The following is a 13,508-nucleotide window of genomic DNA, read 5'->3' on the forward strand; positions in this document are numbered from 1 at the left end:
AAATTTTAATTTTATACTTTTGTTTCAATTCCTTAATGAGGGAATAATTAAAGAGGAGATGGAAATGAATAGATACAATAATTTTTCAAGAGGTTCTGAATGGAGAAAATGGGATTTGCATGTGCATACGCCATATTCCTGCTTAAATAATCAATTCGGGGAGGATTTTGACAATTATGTAAAGCAGCTATTTAAAAACGCAATTGAAAAAGAAATAGCAGTTATCGGAATAACAGATTATTTCTCTATAGAAGGTTATAAAAGGATTAAAGAGGAATATTTGGATAAAGATGATAAACTATCTACTTTATTTACTGACGAAGAGATAGCTAAGATAAAAAAAATTTTAATATTATCTAATATAGAATTCCGGTTAAATAAATTAGTAGGGAAGAATAGGATAAATTTTCATGTTATTTTTTCTAACAAAGTTTCTATTAAAGATATTGAAGAAAATTTTTTAAGAGAGTTGAAATTTGTCTATGAGGGAACACCTCAACAAGAAGATGAAAGAAGAGCATTGACAATAAGTAATTTAGAGGAATTAGGAAAAAGATTAAAAGAAGAGCATGAAAAATTTAAAGATAAAAGTGACATAGAAGTTGGGATGATGAATGCAGTAGTTGATGATAGTGATATTACAAAAATTTTATCAAATAAGAAATCTATTTTTGAAGGAAAGTATTTACTGTTTGTTCCATCCGACGAAGATTTGAGTAAAATTTCATGGGATAGTCAAGATCATAATGTTAGGAAAATTATTATTCAAAAATCAGATGGTCTTTTAGCTTCAAATCCCAATACCATAAAATGGGCATTAGGAGAATTTTATAAAGATCCTAAAGAATATGAAAAAGAGTTTAAATCCTTTAAACCATGTGTATGGGGTTCTGATGCTCATTCTTTTGACAGACTATTTGAACCTGATGAAAGAAGATATACTTGGATTAAAGCAGATCCAACTTTTGAAGGATTGAAACAGATTAAATATGAGCCCAAAGAGAGAGTTTTTATTGGTGAAAAACCTGAATTGCTAAAAAGAGTAAGAGAAAATAAAACAAAATTTATTAAAAGTTTAGCTATTACTCAAGTGTCAGGTTATGATGAAAAACAAGGAATTTGGTTTAAAGATATTGAAATACCTTTTAACTCAGGGCTTGTAGCTATCATAGGTAATAAAGGTAGTGGGAAAAGTGCTATTGTTGATATTTTAGGATTGTGTGGAAATTCGCATCAGTATAAAGATTTTTCTTTTTTAAAAAAAGACCGATTTCTTGCAAAAGGATTAGCACAAAATTTTGAAGCTACTTTAGAATGGGAAGATAAAACTAAAATAATTAAAAACCTTTCAGATAAACCAGATACTACTGCACCTGAGCGTGTAAGATATTTACCTCAGAATTTTTTTGAAAAGCTAACGAACGAAATAGAGGAAAGAGAATTTCCTAACACATTGGAAAATATTGTTTTTAGTTATTTACCTGATGAGCAAAAATTAGGTAAAAGTTCATTTCAAGAATTGATAGATTATAAGAAACAATCCATTCAAAATGATATAAATCAAATTATTAATGAAATAGATGTACTAAACAAACAAATTATTGAGTTAGAGAAGAAACAGCATCCTACTTATTTACAGGAATTAGAAAATAAATTATCTTTAAAAAAGGAAGAATTAAAAGAACATGAAAAGAATAAACCGAAAGAGGTTAAGAATCCCAAAGATGATGAGAAATTAAGTAAGGAACAAAGGGAATTGTTTGAAAAATTAGAAGCATTAAATAAGGAATTAGATAATATAGAAACAGAAATTAAAGAAAAGCAGAAGGAACTTGAGGTTTTAACACTAAAACAAGAAGAACTTAGTCAATTACTTAAGAATATTAAATTAGAAAAACAGCGAATTGAAAAGTTCAAGCAAGACAATAAAGCTACTTTTGAAAAATTCGGACTGGATATTGATTCTATAATTACTTTTAATATCAACACTAAAACTATTGAGAAAAAAATTAAAGAATTTAAAAAGCAGATAGAAGATATTCAAGCAGTTTTATTGATTAATGAGAATATAGAGAAAGTAGAGGAAGAAAAAAGAAAGGATTTAACCGAAAATAGTTTAATGGTAAAGAAAGAGAAAATAAAATCAGAAATAGAAAAAATAAAAAAAGAACTAACTGAGCCGGAGAAAAAATATCAGAAGTATTTGGAGACTTTGAAAAAATGGAAACAAAAGAGAAATGAAATTTTAGGGGATGAAACAAAACCAGATACCATAAAATGGTTAGAAAAACAAATTAATTTTGTTAATTCAGAGTTAAATAATCGTTTAAAACAATTGAGAGATGAGAGAATAAATAAAACTTTAGAAATTTATAAGAAAAAAGAAGAATTAGTAAAAATTTATAAGAAATTTAAAGAAGCAATAGATAAAGAAATCTTAAGCCATACTGAAGTGCTTGAAGATTATGAGATAATTATAGAAGCTGCTTTAAATATTAGAAATGAATTTGTTGACAAATTTCTCTCATTTATTAATCAAAAATTACGAGGGAGTTTTTACGGGAAAGAAGAAGGTGAGATTTTATTAAGAGAATTAGTTGATAATGTTGATATTAATTCTGAAGAAGATTTCAGAAGTTTTTTGGAGAAGATTATCTATATTTTAGAAGTTGATCATAGAGAAGCTTTTAAAGAAAAAACAGATGAAGAAAAAAGAAGATATATATTTGAACAAGTTAAAGAATTAGAAGATTTTTATCATTACCTCTTTTCACTGGAATATGTTGAGCCCACTTATGAATTGAAATTAGGATCTAAAAGCATATCACAGCTTTCTCCTGGTGAAAAAGGAGCGTTGTTAATAGTTTTTTATTTGATGTTAGATAAAGATAATATTCCTCTTATTGTAGATCAACCAGAAGAAAATTTAGATAATGAAAGTATATATAGGATTTTGACTAAATTTATAAAATTAGCTAAGCAAAGAAGACAAATTATTTTAGTCACACACAATCCTAATTTGGCAATTGTTGGAGATGCAGAACAAATTATTTTCGTTAATATTGATAAGAAAAATGGGAATAAATTTAGTTTTAAATCTGGTTCTATAGAAAATCCTGTAATAAATAAACATGCTTCAGATATTCTTGAAGGAACTTTAAAGGCTTTTGATTTAAGAAGATTAAAATATTTTAAAGGAAAATAACCATGCCTAATCTAAACGAAAATTCCATTGAACAATTTGCCATCGACCTTCTTCAATCTCAAGGCTATGATTATGCCTTTGGTCCGGATATTGCACCTGATGGCGTGAGTCCTGAAAGAAGATCTTTTGAAGAAGTTATTTTAGAAAGCAGGTTAAAAAAGGCACTTAGAATTATAAATCCACTTATCCCTGAATATGCTCTTGATGATGCAATAAAGCAGGTAAAAAATCTTAATTTTCCTGAACTTATTTCCAACAATGAAGCCTTTCACCGTATGATTACAGAAGGGGTAAGGGTCAGTTATCAAAAGAATGGAGAGGAAAAAGGGGATTATGTCTGGCTTGTTGATTTTAAAAACCCTGAAAATAACGATTTTTTAGTTGTAAATCAGTTTACTGTAATTGAAAACAATGTAAATAAAAGGCCTGATATTGTGCTTTTTATAAACGGCTTACCTCTTGTTGTAATGGAGCTTAAAAATCCAGCAGATGAAAATGCAACCATTAAATCAGCATATAATCAGATTCAGACCTATAAAAGAACAATCCCTTCTCTATTTAACTACAACGAGATTTTGATTATTTCCGATGGGCTTGAGGCAAAGGCAGGAAGTCTATCCGCCGGATTTGACAGGTTTATGGCGTGGAAATCCATTGATCCCGTAGGGCCAGACCTGCATGTCTGCCCGTCAAAACACACGGGCGAACACACCGTAGGGGCAGACCTACGTGTCTGCCCGCAAAAACATACGGGCGAACACATAGGTTCGCCCCTACAGTCACAATTGGAAATTTTAATAAAGGGACTTTTAAATAAAAATACCCTTCTTGATTACATTAGATTTTTCATTGTTTTTGATAAATCAAAAAGGGAGGATGAAAAAGGGCAGACTATGATTCAGATAACAAAAAAGATAGCTGCATATCATCAGTATTATGCTGTAAACAAAGCGATTGAATCTACCATCAGGGCTATTGGACAAAATAAACAGGATAATGTTTTAAGGGAGTCTCCTGCCTCTTATGGTCTCCCTGATGTAAAAACTCAAGCAAAAGGAGATAAAAAAGCAGGTGTAATCTGGCATACGCAAGGGTCAGGTAAATCTTTATCAATGGTTTTTTATTCAGGAAAGATTATTCAGATTCTAAATAACCCAACGATTGTGGTAATTACAGATAGAAATGATCTTGATGACCAGCTTTTTGATACCTTTGCTGCATCAAAACAACTTTTAAGGCAGGAGCCGGTGCAGGCTGAAAGCAGAGAGCATTTAAAGACACTTTTAAAAGTTGCATCAGGTGGTGTGGTTTTTACAACAATTCATAAATTCTGGCCTGATGAGGGAAATATATATGAAACACTCTCTGAAAGAGACAATATTATTGTAATTGTTGATGAAGCACATAGGACTCAATACGGATTTAAGGCAAAAATTAATGAGGGAAAGGGTGAGATAAAATACGGTTTTGCAAAATATTTAAGGGATGCTCTGCCAAATGCAACCTACATTGCATTTACAGGAACTCCAATTGAGAAAACAGACAGAAATACTCCAGCTGTTTTTGGGAATTATATTGATATTTATGACATCTCCAACGCAGTTGAGGATGGTGTAACTGTCCCTATTTATTATGAAAGTAGGCTTGTAAGGGTAGATATTGATGAGGAAGGTAAAAGGTTAATTGAAGAATTTGAGAAAGAACTTAATGAAAAAGGTCTTTCTGAAACTGAAAAAGCAAAAACAAAATGGGCAAAATTAGAGGCTATTGTTGGCAGCAAAGAAAGAGTAGAGCAAATCGCAAAAGATATTGTAAATCATTTTGAAGAAAGACTTGCAGTAATGGAAGGCAAGGGAATGATTGTGGCTATGACAAGGAGAATTGCAGTTAAATTGTACAATGAGATAATAAAATTGCGGCCTGATTGGCATAGTGATGAACTTAAAAAAGGAAAAATAAAGCTTGTGATGACTGTATCATCTTCAGATGAGCCTGAAATTGCAAAATTCTATCTAACAAAGGAGCAAAGGAGAATACTTGCAGATAGATTTAAAGACCCTGAGGATGAGTTAAAATTAGTAATAGTTGTTGATATGTGGCTTACCGGCTTTGATGTGCCATGCCTTCACACAATGTATATTGATAAACCAATGAAGGGACATACCTTAATGCAGGCAATTGCAAGGGTAAACAGAGTTTATAAGGATAAAACAGGAGGCCTTATTGTTGATTATCTTGGAATTGCAGCAGATTTAAAGGAAGCGTTAAAGTTTTACGCTGATAGTGGTGGCAAAGGAGATCCTGCTAAACTTCAGGAAGAGGCTATGAAGATAATGCTTGAAAAGTTGGAAGTTGTAAGGGATATGTTTTTTGGTTTTGATTATAAAAGGTATTTTAATGCTGATACAAAAGAAAAACTTTCAATAATTCTTGAAGCAGCGAACTTTATTCTTGGGCTTGAAGATGGTAAAAAAAGGTTTATTGACGCAGTAACTGCTCTTTCAAAGGCGTTTGCAATTGCAATTCCTCACCCTGAAGCGCTTAAAATAAAAGAGGAAGTTGCTTTTTTCCAGGCATTAAAGTCAAGGCTTATAAAATTTGATAGCACAGGGAGAGGAAAATCTATAAATGAAATAGAAACAGCAATCAAACAGGTTATAGATAAGGCAATGGTTTCTAATGAAGTAATTGATGTTTTTGATGCTGCTGGGCTAAAAAAACCTGATATTTCTATATTATCTGATGAGTTTCTTGAAGAAATAAAAGAAATGAAACATCAAAATATTGCCATTGAGGTTTTGAAAAAAATTATAAACGATGAGATTAAGGGTAGAATTAGAAAAAATTTAGTAAAGAGCAAGTCCTTAATGGAATCATTAGAAGAGTTAATTCGTAAATACAATAATAAAATCTTAACTGCCACTCAGGTTATTGAGGAATTAATTGCACTTGCAAAAGATATAAGAGCAAGCGACAAAGAGCCCGAAGAGATGGGTCTTTCTGAATATGAGTATGCCTTTTACTGTGCGGTTGCAGATAATGAAAGTGCAAGAGAGCTTATGGGAAAAGATAAGTTAAGAGAGCTGGCAGTTGTTCTTTATGATAGGGTAAAGAAGAATACATCAATTGACTGGACAATAAGAGAAAGCGCAAGGGCAAGATTAAGGGTTATTGTAAAAAGAACTCTTCGTAAATACGGTTATCCCCCGGATATGCAGGCGCTTGCGACAGAAACTGTGCTAAAACAAGCAGAATTAATTGCCGACGAAATAGTAGCATGAAATTGTTTATAAACTTTGCTATATATTGTTGCAACTTTTCAAATGCTGTTAATTCTGTTTGTAAAAAAGCTTCAACATCTTGATTAATTGGCTAAAATTAACTTGTCTACAAAGGTGCGATGTTATATAATTATAAATATAAATATAGTAGATGAGTAACGAGATGAGTAACATAACATTTTGGCTAACTAAAATTTTACTGTTTTATAAATGGATAGAAGATTTTTTTCGAGTCCGTCCCGGGGAGCCATTTAAATTTCCAAACACATTCAAAGATGTCCTAATATTTTATATTAGCATTAACATATTATGTCTTAAATTCATGAATTCGATATAGAACAATTCGCAATAGTTCTTCTACAATCTCTTGGCTGGGATTATATATTCGGTCCCGATATAGCTTCCGATTCAGACAATCGTAATTCGCAAATCGCCAATTGAAAATCCTTTAGGGAAAGTGCAAGAGCAAAACTTAGAGTGATTGTAAAGAGGACTCTTCGTCAATACGGTTATCCACCAGATATGCAGGAACTCGCAACTGAAACAGTGCTAAAACAGGCAGAATTAATTGCCGAAGAATTTGCGTTATATATAGGGGTCTTTTTTCTCAATTAACTTTCTCTTGTCAAAACTATAATTGCAACCTATATTACAGTAACTGATGTTGCGTTAGGAGGTATGTGTGAAGTTTTACAATAGAGAAAAAGAGCTGGATTTATTGAAAAAAGCTGAGCAGAGCTCTTTTGAAAGCTCATTTATGACTTTTATTGTAGGAAGAAGAAGGGTAGGTAAAACAAGGCTTATCAAAGAAGCTTATAAGGATAAAAAACTATTATACTTTTTTGTGGCGAAAAAAAGTGAGAAACTGTTATGTGAAGAATATAAAGGAATAATCGAAGGTGTACTTGGTAAAAGAATCATTGGTCAGCTAACCAACTTTAAGGAGATTTTTGAGTATTTAATGAGTGTTGGTGAGTCAGAGCAGATAAATATTGCGATTGATGAATTTCAGGAATTTCAAAATATAAATCCTTCTGTGTATTCTGATATGCAAAATATCTGGGATGAATATAAGCCTAAAAGTAAGGTGAATTTAATCTTGAGCGGCTCAATTTACTCTTTAATGTCAAAAATATTTGAAGATTCTAAAGAGCCTTTGTTTGGCAGAGCTGATAGAAAGATTGTGTTAGAGCCTTTTGATGTGAATACATTGAAAGAGATTTATGCTGATTATGCAGAATTTAATGCTAAAGATTTTGTGTCATTTTATGCAATTACCGGTGGGATGGCAAAGTATATTGAAATCTTGTGCAAAGAAAAAGCAATGAGCTTAGAAAAAATCATTGATATGGTCTTTTGTGATGGTTCTTTTTTCTTGGCTGAGGGGCGAGAAGTGTTAATAGGGGAGTTTGGCAAAGATTATCATACCTATTTTTCGATACTGTCTTTAGTTGCTGGCTCTAAAACCTTTCGCAGTGAAATTGAAGGGGTTTTGGAAAAAAGTGTGGGAGGTTTTTTGGAAAAGCTGGAGAAAAATTATCGAATTATCAAAAGGGTGCAGCCTGTTTTTTCAAAACCAAATGCGAGAAATGTAAAATATGAGATAATTGATAATTTTTTAAGTTTTTGGTTTATGTTCGTTTATAAGAATTTATCAGCAGTTGAGATAAAGAACTTTGATTATTTGAAAAAATACACATTGAAATATTTTGACCAATTTTTAGGAAGAAAGTTGGAGAAATACTTCAAAGAAAAGCTTGCATCAACAAATGAGTATTCAATGATTGGCTCATATTGGGATAAAAAAGGTGAGAATGAAATCGATATCGTTGCTGTAAATGAAATGGAAAAAAGAGCATTAATTGCAGAAGTAAAACTAAACAAAAACAAAATAAATTTGCAGGAATTAAAGGAAAAATCAAAAAAAATCTTGAGGTATTTAAAAGGTTTTAAAATTGAGTATAAAGGATTTGGTTTAGAAGATGTTTGATATTTCACAGGGTAGACTTTTAAAGGAAATGGGACTAAAGGTTTTATTACAATATTTGCTCAAGGTAGCTGGATGTATAAAAATATTAAGCGAAATTAGTTGTGTGTTAATGTAAATGATTCCGTATAATTATAGAAAATATAGATGAGTAACATAACATTTTAGCTAGCTAGAATGTTAATGTTTTATAAATGGATAGGAGATTTTTTTCGAATCTGTTCAGGGAGTCATTTATTTAAAGGGTGCCTTGGAAGGCACCCTTTCTATTTGAAATAAAAATTAATTTTTTTTAAGATATTGCTGTCTTTGGTTATTACAACTTCATATTTACCAGAAGGCCATATTTTTTCAGGGGGCATTTCAAGATTAAAGGTTACGTATCCAGTATAATTAGGTTGAGGAATTTTGTAGGGGTAATCTAATATAAAAATTTTTGAATTATCAGAATCATAATAATACCATTGGGCTGTTAAGACAGTGTTAGCTGGAGTATTATTGATTTTGCATGTGACATAAACAGTTTTAATATTTTTATCCAAATAATTTGGAATTTGTTTAGTTATATAATCATTTTTAAATTGGTAAGCTGCACATTGCTCGATAGAAAATGTACTATTGTTTACCATTTTTAAATTATTGCTATTATAATTATGTGCAGAATTTTCTTTTTTGGTTATATCAATTTTTATCCAATCTATTTGGATGTCATGACCTGTATACCAACCGTAAGAATGCATAATAAACCTTATGTACGGTTTATCCATGTTTGCAGTAAAAACTTTTCCAATCTGACCATTTATTTTGTAAATGGCTGTATTTGAGCCAGGATCATAAACTATTTCTTCTTCAAACCATTTGTCCCATATTGGTGGAAATACGACATAATTTTTTTTGTTTCTCCAGTCTAAGCCGGAGATTACAAAACCGTGCTTTGCAGGGACGTACTGTCTTACACCGGGCTTTTCATAATAGTAATTATAATATGTGACATTAAACAGTTGTTTTCCAAAGGCGCTTAACCAAGTGGCCTTATTTTGTGGCATAACTATTTCAGGTTTATCTGTTTGATAAAACCATATTCCTCCTTCAAAATATTGATTAGCATAATGTACTTTTACTCTTCTTTTAATCGTTATTATTTCATCTCTATTAATTTTTATAGGTTTTGAAGCTAAAAATCCGCTTCTATCCGTAATGTTGCATTTTAAATCAAGAATTCCGTTGTATAATGTGATTTTATTAGGTGCTTTGTTCAATGTTTGCCATTCTAATGGGATCCACAACTTATTATTAAAGCTATTGAAATCATCATAGATATGTTTATCATTAATAACATTGTTATTATTACTTGAAGGGTTGTTTGTATTGTTTTTGACACCTGAGACACAATAAGTATTAAGTACAGGTTTTGGTACAGCATATTTTAGCCAGCATCTTGGGTTTGGTCCTTGAATTGTATTTGGTTTAATAAATGTCCAAGCCTTACATTTTGGATCATTATCACAGGCCTGTTTACACAAAAGGGCGTTATTTTGTGGGAGATCAAAATTTTTATAATCAAATCCGGGTCTATCAGTATTGTATTCGATGCCATAAGGCCCTATGGATTGTGTATTAACAAGTGTTATTTCATCTATAAAAGCATACTCAAAAAACCAGCCATTAGCTTTTATGAAAAGATCTACTGTAATATCTTGACCATAATATTTTTGAAGCGGAATTGTTAACTCATACCATTTCTTTCCATCCACTACCCTTTCAAATGCTTTTATTCCATTAACCCTTACTTCCATTAGCCAATCGCCATTTTTGTTGCCTGCTACTCTAAACATTAGAGACTTTTTGTTAGAACTTACATGATAATGTCCTTGCAGATGAGTTGGTTCTGTTTGTGAAATGGGATGTAAATAGAGTGCGGCTCCTTTTGCTCCCTCTGGTGGCATTGCATCACCAATCTTTCTTACAGGATATTTCCAGCCAAACTTTTCGTTGCTACCAGCTATATTGGAATTTAATGATTTAATAATTTTCCAGTTTTTAAACCAGCTTTCAGCATTTGCCATATCTGCCTGTTTCTTTATTCCTGATATACAGCAGTTTGATTTTATCGGGTTTGGCACAGCATATTTAAGCCAGCATCTTGGGTTTGGTCCTTGAATCGTATTTGGTTTGACAAAGGTCCATGCTTTACACTTTGGATCATTATCACAGACCTGTTTACACAATTTTGGATCATTTGCTGGTAAGTTAAAATTTTTATAATCTAACCCAGGTCTGTCTGTATTATACTCCATATTAGATGTTGAAGTGTCACCTGTTTGAATTTGTGTGTTATTTGGTATGTTAGAACCATCAGAAATTTTTATCCCATTCCAGTTTCCATTCCATACACTTTTGTTAAAACCGTATCTCCATTTTCCTGTAAACTTTTTTCCATCTCTTGAGAAAATGAAATAGCATTCTCCAGCATCGTTATAAGGCTTATATGTGGGGGCTTCTTTCCATATACAGTTTAATACATTGCCGTTTAATGTCCCTTCAATTTTGCCACTATCGTGTGGGTAAGTGCCGTAAATCTTATTACCGTTTTGAGTTATTATTAAAATTCCAAAATCGGTTTTCCATTTACCAGAGATGTTTAGATATGAACCGTCGTTAAGAAAGTCTTCACCTGATTCTGCAGTGTTGTATGAAAAATCAACCTTTGTAACTTCTTTTAAAGGCTCAAACCCTTTTTTTAGAAAGTAATTTTTTATTATCAAGTTAAAATCTTCCTTAGTTATTATTTTGGCAATTTTCCACTGGTTAAAACTATTTTTTTCCAGTAAGAAAACCTGGTTTTCTTGATAGTTAAAGCTGTCAGGGATTACTTTGCTGATTATGAGAAAATCTGCATCCACTTCTACTATCCCTTTATTTCCAAAAATTTTGACATTTTTTATTTTAATACTGTTTATTCTTTGATCAGTAGCTTGAAACACTGCATTGTATGCCTTTATTCGGTTTGGATTTTGATTTATAAACAATCTGTTTATTGTTTGTAGGTCTTTGTTTTGAATTGCTTGGAAATAATGATAAATCAAATCATTTACTGGTGCTTCATTTGCAAAACTTATACTATGAAACAAAAGTACTAAAATTAAAAATTTAAAAATATTTTTCATTAATCTACCTCCTTCCATATCTTAACGGAAATTGATCTTATTGTATTAGTAGTATACCCATCACCATCTGAAACAGATATATAGATGGGGATAAAAACTACATCTTGATATGAGTCAGAAATTTTTCTGTATTGCTTGTAAATTTTGTGAATTGTTTTCGCATTTTCATAAATTGCTTTGGCTGTTTCAAGCTGTAAACTCTGACCAAGGGTAGGACTTAATTTCTTTATCATACTATAAATATCATACCCTATTGAAACACCACCAACAACCAAATCAGCAGTTTTCACATAATCTTTGTCCTTGTCATAATAATAAGATAGAGTGTTGTGATAAAAATCTCTCATTGCAAATCTCAATTTACTCAAAGAAGTAACTTTATCAGAGGTAATTCTATTTGTAAGATTAATATTCCCTTTAAATTTTTGCACTCTTTTCAATAAGTCTGCTTCAGAAATGGTTATAAAAAAGTTGCCAAGTACCTTTAAATTTGTAATAAGCAGCTCTTTCCACAGGTCAGGTTCTTTATTTAGATCAAGTCCCATCTTATAGGCACCGTAGTAGAATTGAAACTGATTCCCTGTAAATCTATATTCTTTCAAAACTGTTTTAGTTATGTGACCACCTTTTAATTTAAATCTTCCAAAACCTCTTACTTCAATATTAAAACTGTTGCTGTCTAAATCCTCAATTGTAATGGTTGAAGGTGTAATCTGCCATAGCCCCTCATCAATACCTCCTGGTATGGTTACCCTTTTAATCTTTGGAAATGGAGAATAAAGTTGAACATTGGTTTCCCCTTTTGCATCTGCTTCAGGATATTCTACTACCAGTTTTGCTGTGACAGGAAAATAATCGCTAGGATTAAAAATATTATTTAGTTTTTCCTTTTTTACAGATGGCATTATTTCTTTTACTACACCTATTCCGTTTGCATTTAATTTTACTTTTTTTATAAAAGATGTTTTTGTCAAATAATTAACAGTTTTACCATTTTTTATATATCCATTTGGTGCGAATGTGATTTCTACAGTTTTATTACCCATATTTTTTTGTGGAGAACTAACCTTAAATTTTAAATTTTGAAATTTTCCATTTGCCACTAATTTCGATGCTAAAATTTCCACATTAAGTTTTCCTATTTTGGCATGCATAACAATGTCTTGAGTAAAATTTGCCACCTTTCCTTGGGTGTCTAATGTTAAATCTATTTTGTAATATCCATTTATATTTGCTGATATTTCTTTGTTTCCATATTCAGGTAATAAAATTCTTGCATTTGGAATAGGGTTGTTTAAATCATCTTTGACATAACCGCTAATTATGATTTTACCAATTTTTGTGGTGTCAACTGTGATATATTCTTTTTTAGTTTTAAATCCTTTATGTTCTGCTTGTATGGTAACATTTACTTCACCATTTACCAAGTCACCTTCAAAATTCGGCTTTTTATCATGAATTACTGCCCAAACTACCGATTTTAGGCCAACAAAAAAAGTCTGAGCTTTTTCCTTAAATCTTTTGCAAAGGGTTCTTTTATTGTAATCAGTGTTATCATCTATATAATTGCAAAAATTGTATGTATCGACTGCAGCAGATACCGAACTGACATAACCTGGATAAAGGTCGCTTTTTAAATCTTCATAAAAAGAATATGTTCCTCCCACGACACTCATATCATACCACTGTAGTATGTTTGCTTTAGCTAGATAGGTAACTTTATGTTTTTGGCCTTTACAAAAGAATGTTTCATTAAGCACAAAGGTAGGAGAGTCCATACAGGCGTTATGAATTTCAAATCCATTCATGCATGCCCATTTTGCGACATAGTTATTTTCTTCTATTTTATTGCAAGGCTGAATTCTAGG

Annotated in this window: 5 protein-coding genes and 1 pseudogene; 4 read left to right on the plus strand and 2 right to left on the minus strand. The window is 31.4% G+C overall.

The features are described from left to right. Nucleotides 1–64: 64 nt before the first annotated feature. The 4 genes and pseudogenes from FHQ18_RS03845 (at nt 65) to FHQ18_RS03860 (ending at nt 8,476) form a co-directional block, all read left to right on the plus strand. Entirely contained in the window at nt 65–3,205 is a 3,141-nt protein-coding gene (locus FHQ18_RS03845) for a TrlF family AAA-like ATPase (protein WP_149265846.1), read from the plus strand. After that, on the plus strand, nt 3,202–6,486 hold the full coding sequence (locus FHQ18_RS03850; protein ID WP_425457877.1) for a type I restriction endonuclease subunit R: 3,285 nt from the start codon (nt 3,202–3,204) through the stop codon (nt 6,484–6,486). The genes FHQ18_RS03845 and FHQ18_RS03850 overlap by 4 nt, the downstream gene beginning before the upstream one ends. Before the next feature lie 453 nt (nt 6,487–6,939). Then, nucleotides 6,940–7,101: pseudogene (locus tag FHQ18_RS12945) on the plus strand (type I restriction enzyme endonuclease domain-containing protein); the annotation flags it as partial. A 67-nt stretch (nt 7,102–7,168) separates the two neighbouring features. Next, complete coding sequence (locus FHQ18_RS03860; protein WP_149265849.1) at nt 7,169–8,476, plus strand: ATP-binding protein; 1,308 nt, start codon at nt 7,169–7,171, stop codon at nt 8,474–8,476. Between the two features lie 263 nt (nt 8,477–8,739). On the opposite strand, the gene FHQ18_RS03865 is transcribed toward FHQ18_RS03860, so the two are convergent. Continuing rightward, nucleotides 8,740–11,640 (minus strand): PAN domain-containing protein, encoded by a 2,901-nt coding sequence (locus tag FHQ18_RS03865; RefSeq protein ID WP_188020330.1) that lies wholly within the window; start codon nt 11,638–11,640, stop codon nt 8,740–8,742. After that, a complete protein-coding gene (locus tag FHQ18_RS03870) occupies nt 11,640–13,448 on the minus strand; it encodes a hypothetical protein (protein WP_188020331.1) in 1,809 nt (602 codons plus the stop codon). Before FHQ18_RS03870 ends, FHQ18_RS03865 begins: the two co-directional genes overlap by 1 nt. Between the last annotated feature and the right edge of the window lie 60 nt (nt 13,449–13,508).

This window comes from Deferribacter autotrophicus, from assembly GCF_008362905.1.
Taxonomy (GTDB): Bacteria; Chrysiogenota; Deferribacteres; order Deferribacterales; family Deferribacteraceae; genus Deferribacter; species Deferribacter autotrophicus.